The 23885-nt window shown below is 39.0% G+C and carries 20 protein-coding genes and 1 tRNA gene; 11 read left to right on the plus strand and 10 right to left on the minus strand.

Annotated features, from left to right (window positions below; all coding sequences use genetic code 11):
- Positions 1-68: 68 nt before the first annotated feature.
- The 6 genes from VB691_RS14965 to VB691_RS14990 all read left to right on the plus strand — a co-directional run bounded on the left by VB691_RS14965 (position 69) and on the right by VB691_RS14990 (position 5398).
- Complete coding sequence (locus VB691_RS14965) at positions 69-2687, plus strand: hybrid sensor histidine kinase/response regulator (RefSeq protein ID WP_323292308.1); 2619 nt, start codon at positions 69-71, stop codon at positions 2685-2687.
- A gap of 141 nt (positions 2688-2828) precedes the next feature.
- Positions 2829-3185, plus strand: a complete 357-nt coding sequence (locus VB691_RS14970) for an iron-sulfur cluster assembly accessory protein (RefSeq protein WP_323292309.1) — start codon at positions 2829-2831, stop codon at positions 3183-3185.
- A 76-nt stretch (positions 3186-3261) separates the two neighbouring features.
- Complete coding sequence (locus VB691_RS14975) at positions 3262-3687, plus strand: tetratricopeptide repeat protein (RefSeq protein ID WP_323292310.1); 426 nt, start codon at positions 3262-3264, stop codon at positions 3685-3687.
- A 2-nt stretch (positions 3688-3689) separates the two neighbouring features.
- Positions 3690-4565 (plus strand): M48 family metallopeptidase, encoded by an 876-nt coding sequence (locus VB691_RS14980; protein WP_323292311.1) that lies wholly within the window; start codon positions 3690-3692, stop codon positions 4563-4565.
- Positions 4544-4625, plus strand: a tRNA-Leu gene (locus VB691_RS14985). Before VB691_RS14980 ends, VB691_RS14985 begins: the two co-directional genes overlap by 22 nt.
- Before the next feature lie 197 nt (positions 4626-4822).
- The gene (locus VB691_RS14990) at positions 4823-5398 is read left to right on the plus strand and encodes a Uma2 family endonuclease (protein WP_323292312.1); all 576 of its coding nucleotides are present in this window, start codon (positions 4823-4825) and stop codon (positions 5396-5398) included.
- A 75-nt stretch (positions 5399-5473) separates the two neighbouring features.
- Here the strand turns inward: VB691_RS14990 and VB691_RS14995 are convergent, their stop codons facing one another.
- The 3 genes from VB691_RS14995 to VB691_RS15005 form a co-directional block, all read right to left on the minus strand.
- On the minus strand, positions 5474-7249 hold the full coding sequence (locus VB691_RS14995) for a DUF262 domain-containing protein (RefSeq protein WP_323292313.1): 1776 nt from the start codon (positions 7247-7249) through the stop codon (positions 5474-5476).
- A gap of 336 nt (positions 7250-7585) precedes the next feature.
- Positions 7586-8476 (minus strand): ParA family protein, encoded by an 891-nt coding sequence (locus tag VB691_RS15000; RefSeq protein ID WP_323292314.1) that lies wholly within the window; start codon positions 8474-8476, stop codon positions 7586-7588.
- 74 nt (positions 8477-8550) lie between these two features.
- Positions 8551-9510, minus strand: coding sequence for a DNA polymerase III subunit delta' (locus VB691_RS15005; RefSeq protein WP_323292315.1), 960 nt, complete (start codon positions 9508-9510; stop codon positions 8551-8553).
- Between the two features lie 56 nt (positions 9511-9566).
- Between VB691_RS15005 and VB691_RS15010 the strand changes: the two genes are divergently transcribed.
- Positions 9567-9914: a hypothetical protein gene (locus VB691_RS15010; protein WP_323292316.1), complete on the plus strand. Its 348-nt coding sequence runs from the start codon at positions 9567-9569 to the stop codon at positions 9912-9914.
- A 437-nt stretch (positions 9915-10351) separates the two neighbouring features.
- Here VB691_RS15010 and VB691_RS15015 read toward each other — a convergent pair whose 3' ends face one another.
- The 3 genes from VB691_RS15015 to VB691_RS15025 form a co-directional block, all read right to left on the minus strand.
- Complete coding sequence (locus VB691_RS15015) at positions 10352-10801, minus strand: FHA domain-containing protein (RefSeq protein WP_323292317.1); 450 nt, start codon at positions 10799-10801, stop codon at positions 10352-10354.
- A gap of 28 nt (positions 10802-10829) precedes the next feature.
- A complete protein-coding gene (locus VB691_RS15020; protein WP_323292318.1) occupies positions 10830-13175 on the minus strand; it encodes a heavy metal translocating P-type ATPase in 2346 nt (781 codons plus the stop codon).
- Positions 13176-13537: 362 nt separating this feature from the next.
- Positions 13538-15271, minus strand: coding sequence for an Rqc2 family fibronectin-binding protein (locus VB691_RS15025; protein ID WP_323292319.1), 1734 nt, complete (start codon positions 15269-15271; stop codon positions 13538-13540).
- A gap of 178 nt (positions 15272-15449) precedes the next feature.
- Here VB691_RS15025 and VB691_RS15030 point away from each other — a divergent pair, with 178 nt between their 5' ends.
- The 3 genes from VB691_RS15030 (at position 15450) to VB691_RS15040 (ending at position 18930) form a co-directional block, all read left to right on the plus strand.
- Positions 15450-16502, plus strand: a complete 1053-nt coding sequence (locus VB691_RS15030; RefSeq protein ID WP_323292320.1) for an agmatine deiminase family protein — start codon at positions 15450-15452, stop codon at positions 16500-16502.
- On the plus strand, positions 16499-17386 hold the full coding sequence (locus tag VB691_RS15035; protein WP_323292321.1) for a carbon-nitrogen hydrolase: 888 nt from the start codon (positions 16499-16501) through the stop codon (positions 17384-17386). Before VB691_RS15030 ends, VB691_RS15035 begins: the two co-directional genes overlap by 4 nt.
- A 71-nt stretch (positions 17387-17457) precedes the next feature.
- Positions 17458-18930 carry an FAD-dependent oxidoreductase gene (locus tag VB691_RS15040; protein WP_323292322.1) on the plus strand — a complete coding sequence of 491 codons (1473 nt, stop codon included), beginning with the start codon at positions 17458-17460 and terminating at the stop codon, positions 18928-18930.
- 30 nt (positions 18931-18960) lie between these two features.
- Here VB691_RS15040 and VB691_RS15045 read toward each other — a convergent pair whose 3' ends face one another.
- The 4 genes from VB691_RS15045 to VB691_RS15060 form a co-directional block, all read right to left on the minus strand.
- Positions 18961-19188: a hypothetical protein gene (locus VB691_RS15045; protein ID WP_323292323.1), complete on the minus strand. Its 228-nt coding sequence runs from the start codon at positions 19186-19188 to the stop codon at positions 18961-18963.
- Between the two features lie 533 nt (positions 19189-19721).
- Entirely contained in the window at positions 19722-20555 is an 834-nt protein-coding gene (locus VB691_RS15050; RefSeq protein WP_323292324.1) for a Uma2 family endonuclease, read from the minus strand.
- Between the two features lie 79 nt (positions 20556-20634).
- Entirely contained in the window at positions 20635-21843 is a 1209-nt protein-coding gene (coaBC, locus tag VB691_RS15055; RefSeq protein ID WP_323292361.1) for a bifunctional phosphopantothenoylcysteine decarboxylase/phosphopantothenate--cysteine ligase CoaBC, read from the minus strand.
- A gap of 5 nt (positions 21844-21848) precedes the next feature.
- Entirely contained in the window at positions 21849-22061 is a 213-nt protein-coding gene (locus VB691_RS15060) for a DUF2555 domain-containing protein (protein WP_323292325.1), read from the minus strand.
- A gap of 557 nt (positions 22062-22618) precedes the next feature.
- Between VB691_RS15060 and sbcD the strand changes: the two genes are divergently transcribed.
- Positions 22619-23881, plus strand: coding sequence for an exonuclease subunit SbcD (sbcD, locus tag VB691_RS15065; RefSeq protein WP_323292326.1), 1263 nt, complete (start codon positions 22619-22621; stop codon positions 23879-23881).
- The last annotated feature ends 4 nt before the right edge of the window (positions 23882-23885 follow it).

Raw genomic sequence — 23885 nt, forward strand, 5'->3', positions numbered from 1 at the left:
AGAATACAAAAAGAGGGAACAATAAAGAAAAGTCAGTAAAACATTCTTTCAAATTTGGGAGGTAATGGGTGAAAGATAATCTGGATCTGAGTAATTTTTCCATGCTGGATCTATTCAGCTTGGAAGTGGAAACCCAAGGGGAAGTTCTCAACGATCACCTCCTCACCTTAGAAACTCAACTGCAAGACGCTCCAGAAGGGACAGCTTCCCTTACCCTCTTAGAAGCATTGATGCGAGCTTCCCACTCCATTAAAGGCGCAGCGCGGATCGTCCAAATTGATCCGGCGGTAAAAATTGCCCATGTCATGGAAGACTGTTTCATGGCGGCCATGGAGCGTACAATTACCTTAACCCCAGAACATATCGATCGCCTCTTACAAGGGGTAGACTTTTTACAGTCCATTGGTCAAGCCGATCAAGATAATTTTAGCCAATGGTTAGAAACTCATCAAGAAAAAGCGGAAGAAATTGCCAGAGCGATCACCACTTTAATGAGTCAACCAAAGAGCGATCGCTCTGAAAATGCCACCGCTATCATTGCCCCTCCCGTAGTTGAAGAATCGCCCCAACCCACCCCCACACCTCCTCCTGAAGTAGTCCCAGAGCCAGAAATTGCCGCCCAACCCCCAGACCTTATATTAGACTTCCCAGGGGATGAAACAGAGGAAACTGCCCCAGAATTTGCCCTTTCTTTAGATGAAGTTTTCCCACAAGATGGAGAACCTTCCGTATTGTTCAGCAGTGATCCCATCTCTGGGAATGTTCACTTTGAATCCTTATTAGAAAGCCCTGTTGAGCCTAAAGAGCAAGTGATCGCCTGGGTGGATGACGAACAAGACAATGTGACTGATTTTTCCGCCCTCACCTCCGGCAAATTAAGCACGGAGAAAGATGACGTAATGCCTTCTACATCACTGATGGCAGCGGGTAGTGGTTCTTCTAAAGATCGCTTTGTACGGGTGACGACGGACAACTTAAATCGCCTCATGGGATTAGCCGGAGAATCTTTAGTCGAAGCGACTGCCTTAGTTCCCTTGTCCGAGTCTTTTTTCCAGCTAAAAAAAAGTCAACTGGAACTGTCAAAGTTACTGGAACAATTCCAAGTTCGTTTAGCCAAAATTTCTTTAAACAAAGAAATAGAAACCTGTCTCATCGATCTGGTTCACAAAGAACGGGAATGTCGGGCAATTCTTAATGATAGACTGAATGCTTTAGAACAGTTTAGTTATCGCTCTTTTAATTTATCAGACCGTCTTTATCGAGAAGTCATTGCTACTCATATGCGGCCTTTTGAAGAAGGGGTTAATAGTTTTCCTCGCATGGTTCGGGATTTGTCTCGACAACTGAATAAGCGAGTTAAATTAGAAATTGTTGGCAAGTTAACCATGGTGGATCGGGATATTTTACGAAAATTAGAAGCCCCATTAACCCAAATTTTACGCAATGCCATTGATCACGGAATTGAATTTCCTCAAGAGCGCATTTCTAAAGGAAAACCCCCGGAAGGAACGATTCAATTAGAAGCGGCTCATCGCTTTGGAATGCTGTCAATTACTATCTCTGATGATGGCAAAGGAATTGCGTTAGATAAGTTAAGAGAATCCATTGTAGAAAAGGGCTTAGTTACCGCAGAGATGGCCCGTCTATTAAATGAATCAGAGTTAATGGAATTTATCTTTTTACCTAATTTTTCAACCGCTAATAAAGTGACTGAAATTTCTGGTCGTGGTGTCGGGTTAAATATTGCAAAAACTATGGTTCAAGAAGTAGGAGGAAATTTACAAGCAGTCTCTAAACCAGGTGAGGGGATAAGTTTTCATTTCCAACTCCCCTTAACTTTATCAGTTATTAGGACTTTATTAGTAGAAATTGCCGGGGAACCTTATGCTTTTCCCCTCTCTCGTATTGACCAAATTTTAACCCTTAAATTTGATGACATTTACTCGGTAGAAAATCGACAATACTTTACTCTTAATGAGCAAAATATTGGCTTAGTTCGTGCAGAACAAGTTTTAGAATTATCTTCTAATAACCCTCCGGTTGAACCTTTATGCGTCATTGTTGTTAGCGATCAAATGAATCGTTATGGCTTAGTGATTGACCGATTTTTAGGGGAAAAAAGTTTAGTTGTACGACCTTTAGATCCTCGTTTGGGTAAAGTTCAAGATATTACAGGAGCCGCTTTATTAGAAGATGGTTCACCAATTTTAATTGTGGATGTTTTAGACTTAGTTCGTTCTCTTGATAAAATGTTAGCTAATATTTCAATTAGTCATGTAAAAACCCAAAAAGAAAGCAATTGGAAACAAGCACAAAAACATATTTTAGTGGTTGATGATTCGATTACGGTGCGAGAAATGGAACGAAAATTACTCGAAAATAAAGGTTATAAAGTTGATGTCGCTGTTGATGGAATGGAAGGCTGGAATGCTGTTAGAGTCGGTCATTATGATTTAGTAATTAGTGATATTGATATGCCGCGAATGAATGGGATTAAATTAGTTAATAATATCAAAAGTCATGCCCATTTAAAATCAACTCCTGTCATTATTGTTTCCTATAAAGATCGAGAAGAAGATCGCTTACAAGGATTAGAAGCAGGAGCAGATTACTACTTGACAAAAAGCAGTTTTCATGATGATACATTGATTAATGCTGTTATTGATTTAATCGGACAGGAAAAGTAATGATATGAATTTATATCGGTGAGGTTATCAACAACTGGTGACTTTAGCCATGAATAAAGTGTTAGAATTTACAAGAAACTCGCTATAATAGAAAATAGAAAGCTTGAAGATTATTGTAGCTTTTAGGAGTCGCCTTCACAGATGACACAAGCCACTCAAACTCAATCCAAAGGCATTCAACTGACAGAAACTGCCTTAAACCACGTCCTCATGCTACGGGAACAACAGGGAAAAGACCTCTGTTTGCGCGTCGGAGTCCGTCAAGGAGGATGTTCGGGAATGTCCTATCTGATGGATTTTGAAGATATTAGTCAAATGAATGAACATGATGAAGTCTTCGATTACGAGGGCTTTAAAATTCTATGCGATCGCAAAAGTATCCTCTATCTTTATGGCCTAGTCCTTGACTACAGCAACGCCATGATCGGTGGAGGATTTCAATTTACTAATCCCAATGCTAACCAAACTTGCGGTTGTGGCAAGTCCTTTGGGGTTTAGTGTATGGTAAATAATTGGGGCAGAAATATCCTTTCTGCCTCTTTTTGTCCCAATTATCTGACCTGAAAAATTTAAAATGACTGATTCAGTGGCCACTGCCTTCGATCAAGGATTAGAACGTTATAAACAAGGGGAGTCCATTAATACCCTCATTCCCTATTTTAAAGACATCTGCGATCGCGCCCCCAAAAATGCCACCGCTTGGGCCTGTTTAGCTTGGTTGTACTTACTGGCCGACAAACCCGATCGCGCCCTCAAAGCCGCCCAAAAAAGCGTTAAGATTGATGATAGACCACCCCAAGCTCGGATCAACCTGGCTCTAGCCATATTAGACAGCGGAGCAAAAGGAGTCCGTCCCCATATTGAAGCGGCTTTACAAATGATGTCCCTGGATCAAGATATTCATCAAGATATCATGGAAAACATCGAAGATGGATTAAGCCGTAAACCCGACTGGAAAAGTCTTCAAAGGGTGAAAAATTGGTTATTATCTCCTGAATAGCAATGCAATTATCAAAAACCCAGTTAATTGGCCTCAAAGCCGACGATTTTCGTCATCCCCTCGATTTACAAGCCACCACCGCGCTAAAACAACTCCCTGGCCTAGATATGATGGTCAGGAGTTTACTGGGTTCTGTCGCTGAACAGTTTTTCTATCTCAATAACATCGCTTCCAGTATCTTAGTGAGTCAGCAACAACTGCCCCACCTCCACAACTTACTCCTAGAAGCTTGTCGTATCCTTGATTTAGAACCCCCTCAACTCTATCTACAGCAAAACCCAGTTCCCAATGCTTACACCTTCGCCATGCAAGGGAAACAGCCCTTTATGGTGATCCATACTTCCTTGGTGGAAATGTTGACCCCCCAAGAAATTCAAGGGGTTATGGCCCATGAGTTAGGCCACCTCAAATGTGAACATGGGGTCTATTTAACCTTAGCGAATCTGATGGTCTTAGGGGCGAGTTTATTGCCCACTTGGGGCGGGGCGATCGCCCAATCTTTACAAGGACAAATGTTAGAATGGCTACGCTGTGCTGAGTTTAGCTGCGATCGCGCTGCTTTACTAGCAACCCAAGATCCCAAAGTGGTCATGTCAATTTTAATGAAATTGGCCGGGGGTTCCCCTACCTTAGCCCCTCAGCTAAACCTCGATGCTTTTATCCAACAAGCGCGGGATTATGAAGCCATTAGCAATACTGTTTTAGGAGAAATGTTAAAACAGGCTCAAACGGAACAATTGACCCATCCTGTGCCTGTTTTGCGGGCTAAAGAGATCGATCGTTGGGCCAGTTCTCAAGATTATCACCACTTGTTAGAAAGAAGCAAAACAGAGTATAATCAAAAAGCTACAACTAAGGGCGGATGGCGAAATTGGTAGACGCACCACACTCAAAATGTGGCGACTTCGGTCGTGGGGGTTCGAGTCCCCCTCTGCCCATCAGATTTTTAGAAAATTTTTCTTTCTTGTTTTTCATTAATTATTGATAAATTAATGCTATGTTATGATTAATAATAGTAAGCTTTAGAATCATTAAAAATAGTAAAGTACAAAAATAATTCTTCATTCTTTATTCTCAATTATAAATTACCTTCATCAAGTCGTTTTTGAGCAAAACCTACCCGCTATTGAATGCAATGTTAACCACTAAACCTCGGTTTCAAACCTTTGAAGAGTATTTACAATATGACGATAATTCAGAAAAACTCTATGAATTATTCAATGGAGAATTGATAGAAATGCCACCAGAGTCAGGTTTAAATTTTGAAATTGCTAATTTTCTTTTTCTTAAATTTGCTTTACTGGTGGGACATCGTAGAGTCAGAGGTCATGGGTTAGAATTAGAAGTCAGAGGGGAACCCAAAAACCGCTATCCTGATTTAACAATTATTCGAGAAGAACATATTCAACAACTCTCAAAAAGAAATACCCTGCGTCTATTTATGTCACCTCCCTTATTAGTTATTGAGGTGGTTAGTCCTGGTGAAATTCAAAGGGAAAGAGATTATATTGCTAAAAGAATACAATACCAAGATTGTCGTATTCCTGAATACTGGATCGTTGATCCTCAAACCCAAACCATTTTAATCTTACAATTAACAGGAGATAGTTACAAAGAAGTGGGTAATTTTAGTCAGGATAATTTAATTAAATCTCCTATATTTCAGGAACTAAGGTTAACTGTTTCTGAGGTATTTCAACCCACCTCTTAACGAAGTCAGTAGGGGCTTAATAATATTAAGCCCCTACATATTATAAAGTGCTTAAGTCATATTGAGAAGACAACTTTATCTTTGTAACAGTTGTTCTCTCAATTGTTGAAGTAATAATTCAGCTTGTGCTATACCTGTTATCTCCATAGAGGTACTGTATTCAAGATTCCAGAGATCAGTTAATATGTTCAAATATTTTTTTTGATTTTCTTTGACTTGTTTGATTGTCCATTGATTTTGATGAATGACATCAATAGTTAAAGGAAAAATGATCTGACTTCCTTCTTTAAAATACCTGCCTTTCTTCTTATCAAAATCATAGTTTTGAGCAGCAGCATTTTTCTTTCGAGAAAGTAAAGCTAAATTACCTAAACGATTTACCCAGGTTTCTCTGTCTGCTTCTGTCCAAGTCTCACACCACTGACTATTTGGCTTAGGATTTTGGGGTAAAATATGCTCTATTGTTACCATTTTAGCATCAAAACTGGGACTTAAACCACCTTCAGCAAGAGCGGAGTCTAACCGTTTTAAAACATAAAGACAGCTACTATTTTGTTGATATAAATTGCCATCAATAGTCTTAAAAATTTTATTTTGATCTTCAGCAGATAATAAGTCTTTGGCTTTACTAATTGCTGCTTCTGCTGATTGATCAATAGCTTTTAAAAGTTGAGTATAACGTCTTCCCCTGTTATTAATATCTGCCCTAACAATCATTAATCCTGCAGCTAATCTTTCTAAGTTAATAAAAAATTCTTTTATGTGAAATGTGGTGTTAGAATATCTCACTAGAAAATGAATAGCAGGAGGCAACCAATCAGAATTATCTATTAAATTTAACCAACCAAAAAGACGATTAATTTCTTGTTCATCTTCTTTATTATCACAACTAAATCGTTGATCTCTGATAATTTCAAAAACATCAGAACAAGGTTTTAAAACCTCATCAATAAATTGTATAGGATTATTTTGAGGCTTAATTTTTTTGCGATATTCTGTCAGTAAACTTTCTTTGGGTTTTTCTCTTAATTTAATACGATGAATATAGGAAAATAACGCTTCAAAATCCTTTCTTCCTAAATCACTTTCTTCTCCATCCCAAATTTGAGTATATTTTTGCCTGTCGTTTTCCCCTTCAATACTACCAATAATTTCTGATTTAAGAATATCATTTAATTGTAAATCTAAACCACGAGTATTAATAGTAGAAAAGATACGATAAGCTGTGTCAAAATCGGAGGTTGAAACCGTTACTAAATAACACTTTTCTAAAATGTTTTCTAATAAATACACAATCCATGATTCTAACTCAATATTTTCAGGACAACGCTCAACTAATTCTGTAACTAAAAGACGAGTATTATCTCGCAATAAAATTTGACTATCTGTTTCTAACCCTGCATTTTTTTCTAATAAAGTTTCAATTCCTCCAGGTGTACGAATATACTTCCCAAAGAATGAATCATCTTGCGATCTCACTTTTAAACCATACTGTCTTGAGCCAATTCCCTGCTTTTCAATTAAATCATTAATACATTGACAAGCGTTACTTTCTGAAGATAATAGATGTCGAAATACAGAAATCAATAAAGTTAAAGTGGTCAATCTTTGTTGTCCATCGACTATTTCTACTTTAGGTTTTTCAGACTTTTCAATAAGAATAATACTACCTAAAAAATAAACAGGACTATTTTCATCTGGATAAGGAAAAGCGTCTAATAAATCATCAATCAACTCTAAAACTTGATCCGAACCCCACGCATAAGGCCGTTGATAGGATGGGATTTCAAATTGATAATTAGCAAGGTTAAAAATTTGCGCTAGTCTTTGTTCAGATGCTTGAATTGTCATGATTTTTTTCTTTTTTAAGTAGTTGGACATAAAGAAACTACACTTACCAATAGTATTCCCAATTTTTTAGGTTCTGTAACAAAAAATTTTGGTTCTACCGAACTTGCCATGTAAAATTAATGAATGAATACAGGCTAAAGCCTTATTCTATAAGCACAAAGGCTGTCTACACAGCCTAATTTTAAGCCTGGGTAGCCAGGCTTAGTTCCTATAGCATCAGACTTTAGTCTGTCTGTGGATGTTAATTTAACATAACAAGTTCTGTTTTCTAGGAAAATTATATTTTCTAGGTTATCTCTGTTAAGGACAAAGTAACAACCATGAAAACATCAAGAATTATGAAGCTGGCAATTTATTTAAAAATTCTTCCGTTAATTTGATAAATGCTTTTGAACCGCTAGAATTTGGCATAGAAAGCACCACAGGACTAAAATTATCCACTGCTTTCGCTACATTAACATCCATCGGAATTGAGGTATTAAAGAGGTGATGGGAGGCAAAATCTTCTTGTACTCTTCTCATAACTCGACTATAGTAACGACTTAATAAACCGCCTCCTGATGAGATGAAAACAACCCCTAATAAATTCAAGTTAAGAGGTTGATAATTTTGATGACTTTCTTTTAATTTAGCAATACGACGTTCCAATAACTGCATTCCTACCACTGATAAAGGTTCGGGACGGGCCGGTAATAAATAATAATTACTAGCAGATAATCCGCTTCTGGTTAAAAGATTATAACCAGGCGCACAGTCCATAAGAATAAAGTGATAATGTTCAAGAACTGGCTCTAATATTTTCTGCATTAACACTCTTTCAAAGTGATTCCAAACTGTCTCAAAATCTGGATTTTCAATCATCTCCGCTTGTTTGTGGAGCATTTCTGAGACTATATATTCATCATAAAGCTCTAAATCTCCTGGTAATAAGTCTAGGCCTTCAATTCCACAAATATAGGGTTGAATAATATCATTAATATCCAGCTTACTATAGGGATTTGGTTGAATAATATTATCGATTAAATAACTCAAAGTACGACGTTTTTTTCGCGTTTGAGCGAACTCATGGGGAGACATTAAACTGAGAGTTGCACTAATTTGAGAATCTAAATCTAAGACTAAAACCCGTTTTCCATGATGTTTGGCTAAGCAGGTGGCTAAGTTAACGGTTAGGGTTGTTTTACCCACACCACCTTTCATGTTTACGGTACTAATAACTAATGCCATTGATGCAGTCCTTTCTGGTTAGATAATTGGTGATTTTTGGAAAATATATCCACATATTTTTAAATTCTATCCTATTATGGGGACGAAGTTAAGGTCATGAGTTCTAATAACAAACATTCCCAGACTAAACGAGGTTGCACATAACTTAATAGTTGTTTTTTGGCCGTTTCCAATTTTTGGACAATAAGAGGATTTTGCCGCTTTTGCCAATCAGAATATTGTAAGTAATTCATGACCCATAATTGTCCTGAATTATCTAACTCTTTGGTAATTATTTTTGCTAAATCAAATGCTTCTAAGGGCGTTGTGGGAAATTTCTTAAATTTCTGTCTTAACTCAAAGGGAATAGCTTGTAATTGTTCCCAAGCTGCGATCGCTTCTCCGGGACTGCCTTGACTTAACCCTAAAATTTCCTCATCATTGACAATTTGTTCGTAACTAAGTCTCCCTAAAACTGTCTGTAAATCATCTTGAGAAAGACGAGAAAAAGGAATTTTTTGACAACGAGAAACTAAGGTAGATAATAAAGCGTCAGCACTGGGAGCAATTAAAATTAGGGTAGCTTTTCCGGGTTCTTCTAAGGTTTTTAATAAGCCATTAGCCGCCGCTTCTGTCATGGTTTCTGCTGCTTCAATAACCACCATACAGCGAGACGCTTCTAAGGGAGGGCGACTCAAAAATTGAGTGATATCTCTAATTTGTTCAATGCGAATTTGCGGGGGTGCTTTTCGTTTAACCCCTGTTGCTTGGGCTTCTTTTTCCGTCAATAATTGCCCTTGATGTTGATAAGTGGGTTCTACCCAATATAAATCAGGATGATTCCCGTCAGCCACCCGTTTTCGTAATAATATTTGCTTTTCCTCAGCCAAATTTAACGATAATAATAATTCGCTGAAACATTTAGCAGCTAAGCCCCGTCCTACCCCTGGTGGCCCGGCAAATAAATAAGCAGGTGCAATTCGATTGTGAGCGATCGCTTGTTGTAATAATTCAACCCCTTGAGGTTGTCCTATCAGTTGTCGAAACGGGTTCATTTTTATAAGATGACAGCAGTTAATTGAGTTAAGATTGCATTAGGAATTTAACATTTATGGCACGTTACACATCTTCCTTCCTGGCAAAAACTAATTTAGAGCAGATCCCTATTTTACTCTGCCAATTAGTAGAATCTTGTGATTTTGAAGTGGTTTATCAAGCGACTGACTATCTGATGGCCCGAGAAATTCCTGGTCAAGTTCCTTTTTCTAAGTTAGTTACCGTAGAGGCACTCGTTGAAAGCACCGCCGCTCAAAATAACGAAGTTCCCGTCACTTTTGTGATTAAAAATGATGAATTACCCTTAAAATCCAATAATCATTGTCAACAACTATTTCAAAAACTTCAGCTTGCCCTTAACCAGAGTCAAGAATGGCGTTTAATTGCCGCTGTTGCCACTTAACCAATTCTTGGCGAGAAATCCCCGATTGAGGAACGAAAATCGAGGGATTTCTCGCCAAGGCAGCACTTTTGTGATATACTGTCTTCTGGTTGCGACCCACCCGAACTTTGGATTGACAGACAGCCTAACATCAAAGCAAAGTAGCAATACTTTCGGCGCAGGAACATTGTCAGATCGGGAAAAGAAATCGCGCTCAGAATCAAAAAGTCGGCAGCAATAGCGTAAGTCCAAACAGTGATTTGTCGAAGAACAATTTATACTCCTTGGGACACAGGGAGTCTGCCTCGGTGCAGTGAAAACTGTACGCCAGGAGCGTACCACTTTTGTGAGTAAGACCTGCGGAGGGAACGTAAGACCAAAACAAAACTTGTTTTGTGGAGGCTGATCCTGTTGAAAGAGGAAGCCCCGTAGGTCGCTACGCGGAATGCGTGGGTATGTCACTCATACTCGATCGTATCCTCGTCATAATCCATCATGGCGGGATCGATCAGGGTAATATCGAAGGGATCATTAGTGGGTAGAGTGGGAAATTTATCCTGCTGACGGTACTGATAAATAGCGAAGACTTGGGGCCCAAAAACGACCTCATCCCCGTGTTGGAGATCGCGGGCAGATTCCTTAATGCCGTTGATCAACAGCCCATTAACACTGCGCTTACCTTCGATATCCCCGTCCACAATACGATAATAACTCGATCCGTCTTCTCGAACTCGTCGATAAACCGTCGCGTGGTGGCGAGACACAAATTGAGAACGCAGACGAATGTTACACTCTTGAGATCTACCCATAGTGTAAGTAGCATCTTGCAAGAGAATTTCTTGTCTGCCTTTATCATCCTCGATAATCAAGAAATGATCTCGTTGAGGGAGTACAGATTTTCCAGCCATCACCTTAACAGTTTAAAACAAATGACAATCACCTTGAGGGTTGCTTGGGAAACTGACGACGGAGTAACAAAGAGTTGGTCACTACAGTGACGGAACTGAATGCCATCAACCCACCAGCAAAAGCAGGACTAAGAATAAATCCTAAGCTTGGCAGCAGGAAACCCGCAGCAATAGGAATCGCCAATGTATTATATCCTAAAGCCCATAACAGATTTTGACGAATTTTGCCAAAGGTGGCTAAACTCAAATCGAGGGCGGTGATCACATCAAAGAGGCGATCGCTCATTAAAACAATATCAGAGGTTTCCACTGCCACTTCTGTCGCCCCTTGTAGGGACATTCCCAAATTAGCTTGAGCTAGGGCCGGCGCATCATTGATCCCATCTCCTACCATAGCCACTTTTTTCGTTTTTTGTAAGGTTTCAATAATTGCCGCTTTGCCATTGGGACGAATTTGAGCAAAGACTTGAGTAATGCCTAATTGAGTGGCGATCGCTTGGGCCACTTGGGGATGATCTCCTGTTAATAAGATAACTTCTAAGCCCCGTTTTTGTAGCTCTTTAACCGTTGTTTTAGCATCATGACGTAGGGTATCTTGGAGGGCTAAAACTCCCTGTAATGCCCCGTCAATGCCCAAATAAACGACGGTTTTACCTGCTTGGGTTAAGGGTTCGGTTAATTGGGGTTGCTCGAAAATAAGGCCGCGATCGCTTAACCAGGTTTCATTGCCTAACCAGACAGTTTTCCCGTCTATTTTGGCACTTACTCCGGTTCCCGCTTCGGTTTGGAAATGTTCAGCCGTTAATAGGGGAATTTCTTGCTGTTGGGCCGCTTCTACCATAGCTAACCCCAGAGGATGATTTGTGCCACTTTCCACCGTTGCTGCTAATTGTAACAAGGTTTGAGGGCTGATCTCAGTGAGGGGAAGACAGTCAGTGACGGTAGGATGGCCTTGGGTGAGGGTTCCGGTTTTATCAAAAACAATGGCATCTAATTCATGGACACTTTCTAAGACATCCCCCCCTTTAATTAATAGGCCTTTTTCGGCCGCAATACCTGTTCCTACTAAAATAGCGGTGGGTGTGGCCAAACCTAAGGCACAGGGACAAGCAACTACCAAAACGGCGATCGTTAATTTTAAACTAAGTAAAATAGGAGAAGTTGACCCCATGGCCATCTGATGATGGGATGTCATTAAGACTTGGGGATACCATTTTGTTCCCAGGCCAAACCAAAAAAGAAAGGTGAATAAAGCAACCAACATCACCCCATAGGCAAAATATCCGGCTACAGTATCAGCAAATTGTTGTATTGGGGCCTTGCGGGTTTGGGCAGCTTCTACAGAGGCGATAATCTGCGCTAAGGTGGTATTTTTCCCTACTTGTGTTACTTTGAGGGCAATTACCCCTGATTGGTTGAGAGTGCCTCCAATTACTGCATCTCCTGGTTTTTTGGCCACAGGTAAAGATTCTCCCGTTACCAAAGATTCATCAATGGCCGTCTCTCCGGTAATAATTTCCCCATCTACAGGAATTTTTTCTCCTGGAAGTACCCTTATCCATTCCCCAACTCGTACTTGTTCTACGGGAATATCAATGCTAGAACTATCTTGGGAGAAGGGATCACCAATTAAACGGGCCACGGCTGGTTGCAGGGACATTAAGGCTTCTAAGGCGGCAGAAGCCTGGTTTCTGGCTTGTTTTTCTAGGGTACGGCCCAACAAAATAAACCCTAATAGCATCACGGGTTCATCAAAAAAACATTCCCACCCCAAACTGGGCAATAATAAAGCGATACAACTGGCAAAATAGGCACTGAGGGTTCCTAACCCGACTAAAGTATTCATGTTAGCCATACCGTGCCATAATCCTCGCCAACCGTCTATAATTATTTCTCTACCTGGGATTAATAAAGCGAGGGTTGCGAGTCCCCAGTGAAACCAAAGATTACTGAGTAAGGGAAGGGAAGGGCCGCCAAAATGTTCTAAATGTCCTAATCCTGAAAAAAGTAATAAAATTGCTGCGGTGATTAAACTAATTTTTTGTTGTTGTGCCTCTTGTTTGTGGCGTTGAAGCTGATTAAGATGGGTTTGTTTGGCTGTAATGGTTTCTGTGTTGCGAACATCACTAGGAAAGCCAACTTTAGTTAATTTTTCGGCTAAAATTTCCGGTTGCACGGTTTCGGGGGCATATTCAATGACTGCCACTTCTGTAATTAAATTAACACAAGCTGAAACCACGCCAGATTGTTGTGTCAGTTGTCTTTCTACTGCTTTAACACAACCCGCGCATTTCATGCCTTGTACATCAAGAGTAGCGGTTTCAAGGAGAATTTGGGGGGCGGTTTCTCCAGGTTTGGAGGAAAGTTGTACCATGTTGCTATTGTTGGGTATGACTGATCCAATTTTAGAGGCGATCGCTTTTACCTTAACGAATTGAATAGGTTTCCTTCAATTTTTCTAAACATCCTTGAACCTCCACTGCCGTGCATGCGAGTGGATTCTTTTTTCACAGACTCTTAACTAGGATTTCTCCCCCGCCAGAACGTCTCCAAAAGCATTATAAGCCTAGAACAAAAACCAGCGATCACAATCGCTGGATACCCAAATTAAAATATTGTTGTTGTTCTTTGGGGAAATCTTGTGGCGCGTTCCCAAATCGCTAACCATTTCGACTTCTATTACCCAATTGTAACATCAGACACGAACTTTTGTAAATAAAATTTAAAATTTTTGTTTTAACCTTGATTTTTTAGGTATGATTGTATCTTATGTGGTTTTCCCCAGAGGACTCGTTCTCGCTTATAGATCACCATCCCTGGTTTAGCTCCCTTGGGTTTATAGACGTATTTAGGTTCGGTGTAGACAACGGGGACTTGTTCGCTTTGACGGGCCCGACTGTAATAAGCGGCCCAGTCTGCGGCACAATGTAAATCAGCTTCATCAGGTTTGGCCCCAGGTTCTAAGCGTAATAATACATGACTTCCGGCACTTTCTTGGGTATGAAACCAGAGATCATAGTCTCCTGCTGTCCGAAAAGTCAAGCGATCATTTTGTCGATTATTTCGACCAATCCACACTTCAAAACCTGATGGTGTTTTATGCTGATAGGGTTGGGATTCGTCAGTAATAGTAGCATTTCGTTGAGCAGAAGTTAAATAATTTTGTTGAATTAATTCCTCTCGTATTTCTTCAAGGGTTTGTAAGTCTTCGGATGACTGATATTTGTCTAATTGATGCAAACTGTCTTCGACTTGTTCCAAGTAATTAATTTCTGCTTCCACTTCTTCTAATAAGGGTTCTACTGCTGTTTTTGCTCGCTTTAATTTTTGATGTTGTTTATATAAGAATTGGGCATTTTGTACCCCATTTTTTTCGGGGTTTAGGGGAATTTTAATGGGTTTTTCGGTTTCAAAATCATTGAGGATAATTGATTTCATTCCAGTTTCCAATTGATACAAATGGGCCATTAATAAATCAGCTTCTTTACGGTATTTATCTGCTTCCGCAGATTGGTTAAGACGTTGTTTAAATGTGTTGGCTTTTAGGTGAAGTTTTTTGAGTAAAGCACTTAATTTTTGTAGAATTTGGTGATGAATTTGTTTGAAATTTGCTTGATTAAGTTGATTGTTGTAATAACAATTGATGAGGGTTTGTAAGTCTGTTTCAAGTTTACTTATTCCCCAACCTAAGACTGTATATCCTGCTTCTGTATAACCAGATTTAAACGCGCCTGTGTCTAATATTTTTAACCAAGTTTGCCATAATGCAAATAGTTGATCCCAGTTGTTTTCTGTTAATGTTTCTGTGGATTGTTGTGGCTCTAAATTAGCTTCTTTAATCATCAAACGAGCAACAGCAGGGCTTAAACCTCGATAACTATTTAATAGTTGTTTTTGCAATTCTCCAGGGACTAAGCTAACCCTTTCTTGCCATCTTTGTTGAGATTCTTCTAACTTAGGCAAGGTTCCAGTTAAGGCGGGAGGCAGTTCATATATTTGCCCTGTTTGTACTGTTCTTACACTTGATTGATTCTGGTTTACTTGATGAGCGACGGTCACAATTTGTTGTTGAGCATCTGTGAGAATTACATTACTATATTTGCCCATAATTTCCAGAAAAAGATGCCAAACAATGGGATCACCTGGTCGTTTGGAAAATTGCAAATCGACTACTCTTTCCCAGGGCGAAATCATCTCTAATGCGATCAGAGCATAGCCATTAAGTTGATGACGTAATTGATCGCTAAAGGTAAAGGTATCAGGGATTTTGGGCGGGGAATCACCCATACATAATCTCGCCCCTTGGGGATGCCAAGAAATAGTTAACCAAGCTCGTTTTTTAAGGGTACGAAGTGCTAGAAAAATGGTATAGCGATCGCGTTGATAAACTTGTTCAACACGGGCAGGTATCCAATTAATTTGGAGTTCTTTACAAATAGCAGTTAGGGTAGTAACATCAACAGGTTGCATAGTAATTTAAAGTAAGTAAAAATATCTGCTTCTATTTAATTAGAAAAAATAGATTAAAATATCAATGTATTGACCTATGATATGAAATTTTATATCATAGGTCAATGGTGGGATTAATTTAACTCGCTGATTCGCTCATTCTTGTCTTAGATCACTATTGACTATTAAATCAACAAAGATGTATTTGCTTCCTGCTGAATGGTATGAACAGGATGGGGTTATGTTATCCTGGCCCCATCAAGATACAGACTGGTCTGTCATCTTAGATGAAATACACTCAATTTATCTCAATTTGTGCCGAGAAATTACAAAACGTCAAAAGCTTCTTTTGGTAGTGCGAGATCAAGATCTCAAGTCTACAGTAATAAATCTGCTTGTCTCCCACAATATTGATTTAGGCCAGGTACAGTTTGTCATTGCTCTTAATAATGATATTTGGGTGAGAGATTATGGGCCAATTACACTGGTAAACCAGCAAGGAAAACTAAAGATACTTGATTTTGTCTTTAATGGTTGGGGAAAAAAATATGAAGGCACTGGATATCAAAGTTTTCTTGATGATAAAATCAACGGGCAGGTTATTTCTCAGTCCGCTAATCCAGAGGCAAAAACCGAATCCATCTCCTTTGTGCTGGAAGGGGGCGCAATTGAGTCGGACGGTCAAGGAACCCTTTTAACCACAAAAGCCTGTCTGCTTAACCCTAATCGTAATCCACAATGGGAGCAACAGCAAATTGAGGACTTTCTGCTTGAGAAATTAGGACTGACAACCATCCTCTGGCTTCAACATGGACATTTAGAAGGAGACGATACTGATAGTCATATAGATACTTTAGTTCGTTTTGCTCCCCATAATACCCTTGTCTATGTTGCCTGTGACGATCGCACAGATAGTCATTATCCTGATCTTAATAGCCTCGAAACTGAATTAAAAGCCTTGAAAACTTCCGAGGGCAAGGCCTATCGTTTAATTGCACTACCCTGGCCTAAACCTAAGTATAACCATGAAGGTGACAGACTTCCTGCAAGCTATGCTAACTATCTAATTATCAACGGTGCAGTGCTTGTTCCTACCTATAGAGATCAGGCCGATGAAAAGGCCCTGATGCAAATTGAAAAAGCCTATCCAGACCATGAAATTATTGGAATAGATTGTTTGCCACTTATTCATCAATTTGGTTCACTACATTGTATGAGTATGCAACTACCAAAAGGATTTTTAAAGCCATGAACAAACTATTAAAAGTTGCCTTAGTCCAACAAAGCAATTCAAGGGATTTAGCAAATAACCTGGAAAAAAGTATTAAGGGTATTAAGCAAGCAGCCGCAGAAAATGCTCAGTTGATTGTTTTACAGGAACTCCACAGAAGTCTTTATTTTTGCCAGACAGAAGATGTGTCTGTGTTTGATTTAGCTGAAAGTATACCAGGTTCTTCCACAGAAATCTTAGGACAACTGGCCAAAGATTTAGGAGTTGTGATCGTGGCCTCTTTGTTTGAAAAGCGTGCCACAGGTTTATATCACAATACGGCGGTTGTCTTGGAAAAAGACGGTACTATAGCGGGTAAATACCGTAAGATGCACATCCCAGATGACCCTGGTTTTTACGAAAAGTTCTATTTCACCCCTGGAGATTTAGGTTTTGAACCTATCGATACTTCCATAGGACGCTTGGGTGTGTTAATTTGTTGGGATCAATGGTTCCCTGAAGGCGCACGATTAATGGCGATGAAGGGGGCGGAAATTTTGATCTATCCGACGGCTATTGGTTGGAATTCTCAGGATACCAAAGACGAACAAATTAGACAAAGAGATGCCTGGATAATTATCCAACGTTCTCATGCCGTATCAAATGGACTTCCTGTTGTTAGCTGTAACCGTGTAGGATATGAGTCAGATCCCAGTGGTCACAGTGAGGGCATTTTTTTCTGGGGCAATTCCTTTATTGCTGGGCCACAGGGAGAAATTTTAGCCCATGCTAGGGAAGATCAAGAGGAGGTGCTGACTGTTACACTCGATTTGCAGCGTTCGGAAAATGTGCGCCGTATCTGGCCATATTTACGGGACAGACGTATCGATCATTATCATGATTTACTTAAAATTTATCGTGATTAATGGGAACTGTGCGATCGCGTTGTTGAACTTGTTTAATATAGGCAGTTTAAATTACTTTATGTTATCGGTTTATGAAAAATATCCAAGTCTCTGAAATTGAATATGTTGATGTTATCATTGTTGGCGGTGGTATTGCTGGGGTTGCTATTGCTGAATTTTTGGGCCGTCATAGTAATTTATCAATTAAAGTATTAGAAAAAGCTCCCCAATTAGGTACTTTAGCATCAGGTAAATTAGAGGGATGGTATCATACAGGTGCGTTATATTCAGGACAAGATGATGCCCAAACTTTTATCAATTGTGTCAATGGAGTTGAAGATTTAATTAATCTTTATACGCCTTATTTTAGTCATCAATGTAATCTTAATTTAATTGAAAAAAATCCCAACTTTTTTACGCCTTCAGTCATTCCTAATGTTCAAGGTTGGTTTAATGATAATCCCGTTTATTTAATTCATCCTCAAGCTGATGCCCCAGAAATTAGTTCTTCTCGCTTAAAAAGTGATGCTGTACAAATAAATATTCAACGCAATAGAGTGTTAGGAAGATTAGAAGTTGCCTATGGAAATAAACATAATTGGTTAGTTAATGGTCAGTGTTTAGCCCCAACTTATGCCCAAGTTGAAAATCATGAAGGATTAAATTTTTCTCTTAAAGATTCAACGGAAACTATTCAAAATTTATGTTATAAATTTGATAATTCTTATGGTATAGAACCCGCTAATTATGACTTAATTAAAACTTTAGATTGTTCTATGAATACCAGTAAGATTTTACGAGATTTGGTGTCAAGTGCCTTGAGTCATGGGGTAACATTTGAAACTGGAATAACTATTAATAAATTATTGATGGATAATTATGGCCCTATTCGGCTAAAAAGTTTATTATGTCAGACCAAAAAAGGACTATCTAAACGATTAAAAGCCAAGTTATTTATCTTTGCTGTTGGGGAAGGGTTTGAACCTTTTTTAAAGGATTTACAAGTGAGGGCAAAATTAAAGCGGAGTCGTAGTGCAATGGTGGTTGCTTATCCTGCTTTAGTGGATACTAATTTTGTCAGAATGTCAACTAAAAATCGTTTTCATTTTAATCATTTTGTTCAACGGAGAGAAGTAGGAGAAGAAAAATATATTTACTCCTTATTAGCAGATTCTGGTTATGCTAATGATGATAGTAATGATGGGGTTGATATTGAACCTATTTTAGAGTCAGCAGAACGTTATTTTGGCAAAGATAAGTTATATAATCGTCAACTTTATAGTTATGAATGCGTGAAAACTGAATTTATTAGTGAAGAAGAACAAAAAAGACGTTATAGTTATTGGATTGAATCAAATTCTGATAGCAATTATTTATGTGTCTTACCAGGTAAGTTTTCCTTCTTTCCGACAGTTGCTTATCAAGCTTATCAACGGATTAAAACTTTACTAGACTTTGAAGAAATTGCTACTAAATCATCTTTTGAATCTAATATAAACATTGAAGATAAAGCTAATAAATTAGTGGCTGAATCTTATCCCCTGCAAATTTTTCGAGCTAATTAGTATCCCCTGAATAAAGCTAAAATAGTAATTTCATGATTCCCCTAGCCAAAAATCGTCAGGTAATGGCTCATCAAAATCATCAGCAATGAGACAAGAACCTCGATTAAGTCCGGGTTGTCGTAATTTTTTCTCTGATCTGGATGTAGCGTTTTGATTCAGTTTTATTTCTACCCATTGTAACAATTGCGTCGCTAGTTGCACTTGTTCTTGAAGCTTAAGCTGTTTAGCTTCGTTTAATAATTCTGTTAGGGTCATCATTGTCTTAAACTATTTAACCAATTCTTGGCGAGAAATCCCCGATTGAGGAACGAAAATCGAGGGATGATAGCCAAGGCAGCACTTTTGTGATATACTGTCTTCTGGTTGCGACCCACCCGAACTTTGGATTGACAGACAGCCTAACATCAAAGCAAAGTAGCAATACTTTCGGCGCAGGAACATTGTCAGATCGGGAAAAGAAATCGCGCTCAGAATCAAAAAGTCGGCAGCAATAGCGTAAGTCCAAACAGTGATTTGTCGAAGAACAATTTATACTCCTTGGGACACAGGGAGTCTGCCTCGGTGCAGTGAAAACTGTACGCCAGGAGCGTACCACTTTTGTGAGTAAGACCTGCGGAGGGAACGTAAGACCAAAACAAAACTTGTTTTGTGGAGGCTGATCCCGTTGAAAGAGGAAGCCCCGTAGGTCGCTACGCGGAATGCGTGGGTATGTCACCTATTTATTCTGGGATGGATAACCTCATGTAAAGGTCAACGGCCGTTGACCCCTACTTATTGAACCTGTGAATCTGTTACAATTCAGGTTGGATTCCAGCCGCCCGTAATTGAGCAGCTAAACGTTCAGCTTTCTGCTTTTCAACTTCAGCTTTCTGTCTTTCAACTTCAGCTTTTTGCTTTTCAACTTCAGCTTTCTGTCTTTCAACTTCAGCTTTCTGTCTTTCAACTTCAGCTTTCTGTCTTTCAACTTCAGCTTTTTGACGTTCGAGAAGGGCTAATTCTGACCCCCAAAGTAACAACTCTTCGGCTTCATTCCACCAGCGCAACCAATAGCCTTTACGTTGTTCTCTTGTGCCTTCCCAAAGCCCTAAATAAAGCTTTAACTGAGGAATCCAATAACGTCCATTATCATCAGCAGATTGTATTTCATATTCCCCTAATTTACCTAATTGATAATGTTCAATTAAACCTCGATAGGGTTCAAAAATGATGTAATGAGGAACTTTGAGAATTTTCTCGTAAAAGAACCATTTTCCAGGGAGATGAGTCGGTTTACTGGAATATTCACTCCCATCTGTATCTGAGAGAAATTCCATCACAATGATCGGGGTTTCTCCTTGTAATTGAGGGGTATAGCTACGGGCAATTTCCTCTTTAGGTACACACAGAAGGGGTATATAAGCCCAGTCAGGGGCTTTTATGACAATTTTGCCGTTGACTGTGGCACAGATGCCATAATTAGTGGTTGTGATGGCATTGTCAGGGATTTTGCCCGCATTTTCTAAACTGTCGGTTAAGGCAGCAGCAAGAGCAGGTTGATGAATATTATCCACTGGATCATCGGGTAAGATAAAATCGTCGGGCAGTTTTTCCCATTGAATTTGATAAGTAGGTATAGTCGATGTCATGGGTTGCCAAGGGAATGCGCTTAGTTCTTTAATACTATAATAAAAAATCTTCTTTTTCAAATGAATTATTAATTATCAATTATTCATTGATAAAGTCTAATAATTGATGAGCTAATTCTAATTTACTACAAGATTCTATTTTTTTTTGTTGCCCCTTCCCATTAATTAATATGGCTTGATTTGTATCACTGCCAAACCCTGCATTATTAACATCGACTGGGTTAGCAACAATAATATCTAACTGTTTACGCTTTAATTTATCAATGGCAGGAGTAACAATATCTCCAGTTTGTGCAGCAAAACCAATTAAACATTGATGAGGTTGTTTCTTCTGTCCTAATTGAGCAATAATATCGGGAACAGGCTCTAAATCCAATGATCTTGATAAAGCACTTTTGGGTAATTTGTCTTTGGCATAGTGAGCAGGTTTAACATCAGCTACCGCAGCAGACATAATAATAATCTCTGCCTCAGCAAAATGACTAAACATAGCTGTTTCCATTTCAGCCGCACTCACTACCGAAATTCGTTTATACTGAGGTGAAATAGGCAGTAATTCTGAAGCAATGGGGCCATGTATTAAGGTGACAATTCCCCCGCGATCGCTGGCTGCCTGTGCTAAAGCTAAGCCCATTTTTCCCGTAGAAGGATTGCCAATAAACCGTACTGGATCAAGATGTTCTCTTGTTCCTCCAGCACTGATTAAAATGCGCTTTCCCTGGTAATCTTGTTGACCGTTGGTATATACTAAAGATTGAAGCTTGGTCACGATTTCTGACGGTTCGGCCATGCGTCCTGAACCCACGCGATCGCAAGCTAATAAACCCGACCCCGGCCCAATATTATGATATCTCGGATCTTGTTGTAACTGTTGCCAATTGCGCTGTACGGATGATTGTTCCCACATTTCCGTATTCATGGCAGGAGCAAGCAAAATGGGACAACGAGAGGCTAAAACCGTATTCGTCAGCAGATTATCTGCTAACCCATAGGTTAATTTACCAAGGGTATTGGCGGTTAAAGGGGCAATTAAGAAGATATCAGCCCATTCTCCTAATTCTATATGTAGAGGACGGGAATGAGTGGCTTGCCAAAAATCTTGATCGGTGTAAGCTTGATGACGACTCAGGATAGAGACGGTTAGGGGTGTAATAAACTGTTGGGCTGTGTCGGTAAGAATAACCCGAACTGTTGCCCCTGATTGGAACAGAGAAGAAATAACCTCACAGACTTTATAGGCAGCAATACCGCCACCAATGCCTATGAGGACTTGTTTAGATGGAAGCATGGTCATTATGCTTCGTCGTAGGCTTCGATATCAAGCAAGTAAAGATAGGGTTCAGCCAAATCTTCACGTTGAAAGGCGATCGCTCGCAAGGTGTGCCAATCTTGAAGGGCTTCAAAAGGATCGGTATAATCATCCTGTTCTAAGCGTACCGCTAGATCGGCGACATCTTTCTCCGTCAACGCCGAAATGTCTTGCCGAGTTAAACTTAAAGTTGTCATCCCGCACCTCCTCTGAAGCTGCAAATTTTACAGCCTTTCTTATTCTACCTTGATTAATTGAGATTCCGAGGGTAATTTCCATTAATCTTCTTGTTTACCCCGCAAGTTTCTTCGCATTTTCCGGCGATCGCCTTTAAGTATAACTAATATTTATGAGTTAGAGAGACTGATTGATTTATTTCAATCAGTCTAATTTCGTTACATAAAGAAATGTGTAAGAATTATTCTCAATAGCTAACGAGTTTACGCCTTTTGATGCTATTATAGTAACAAGAAAAATCTACAGTACGTCTGTCTTTCATTAATTTAATAGGCTTAAACCCAGATTTGGCGTAGGGAAAAGGTTTCAGTTTAGGGTATTTGTTTGGTTAACTGGGTGAAATGGGATTTATTTTGAGCAGATGTACTAAAATGATTGTGTAGTTTTTTGAAGCAGTTTGACAAAATTACTAAAGTGTGTATTGCAGAGATTTGATTGAGTAATAGAAATTACCAAGAAGTAGAAGCGATAAAGAAATATAGTTAACTTAAGGATTGTCTCTTGCTTTTTATCTATCATGATTAAAATTCTCCACTTTTCTGATATTCACCTAGGTAGCGGTTTCTCTCATGGACGAATCAACCCAAAAACAGGCTTAAATAGCCGCTTAGAAGACTTTATTAAGTCCTTAAGTTTATGTATTGATTGTGCCATTAAAGAAGCTGTAGACCTCGTTTTATTTGGGGGTGATGCCTTTCCTGATGCCACACCTCCCCCTTATATTCATGAAGCCTTTGCTGCTCAATTTCGACGCTTAGCAGATGCGAATATTCCCACCATTTTATTAGTAGGAAATCATGACCAACATTCTCAAGGAAATGGGGGCGCAAGTTTATGTATTTATCGAACATTAGCTGTTCCTGGTTTTATTGTAGGAGATAAATTAGAAACCCATAGAATCTCGACAAAAAATGGAGATATTCAAATTATTACATTGCCTTGGTTAACCCGTTCTATACTATTAACTAAATCCAAAACAGAAGGGTTATGTTTAGATGATATTAATCAATTATTAATCGAAGCCCTTCGACCGGCTTTAGAGGCAGAAATCAGACAGTTAGATCAAGAAAATCCCACAGTTTTATTAGGACATTTAATGGTGAATAGAGCGAGATTTGGGGCTGAACAATTTTTAGCTGTTGGTCGAGGATTTACCATTCCTATTTCTTTATTAATTCGTCCTGAATTTGATTATGTGGCCTTAGGCCATGTCCATAAATACCAAAATTTGAATCCAAGTAATAATCCCCCAATTATTTATCCTGGCAGTATTGAAAGGGTGGATTTTAGCGAAGAAAAAGAAGAAAAAGGATATATTTTATTAACCGTGAAAAAAGGCGAAGTAAATTGGCAATTTTGCCCCTTACCTGCTCGTTCCTTTTGTACCATAAAAATTGATGTTTCTGATAAACAAGATCCCCAAGATGCTTTATTAAAAGCCATTGATAAAAAGAATATTGAGGAAGCTGTTGTCAGATTAAATTATCAAATTCGGTCAGAACAATTAGACTTAGTTAATAGTGCAGTAATTCATGATGCTTTAAAGTCTGCCCATAGTTATACCATTCGTCCTGAATTAATTAGTCAATTGGCCCGTCCCCGTTTACCAGAATTAGGGGTAGGAAAAAGTTTAGATCCCTTAGAAGCATTGAAAACCTATCTTGATAATAAAGAAGACCTAAAAGAGCTTGTTAATGATATGTTAGAAGCGGCTCAATTATTATTAAATGGAGAAGAAACCGAACAAGAATTAGAAGTATTACAAGAAGAATTATTTTAACCTA

The sequence above is a fragment of the Crocosphaera sp. XPORK-15E genome (assembly GCF_034931425.1).
GTDB lineage: Bacteria > Cyanobacteriota > Cyanobacteriia > Cyanobacteriales > Microcystaceae > UHCC-0190.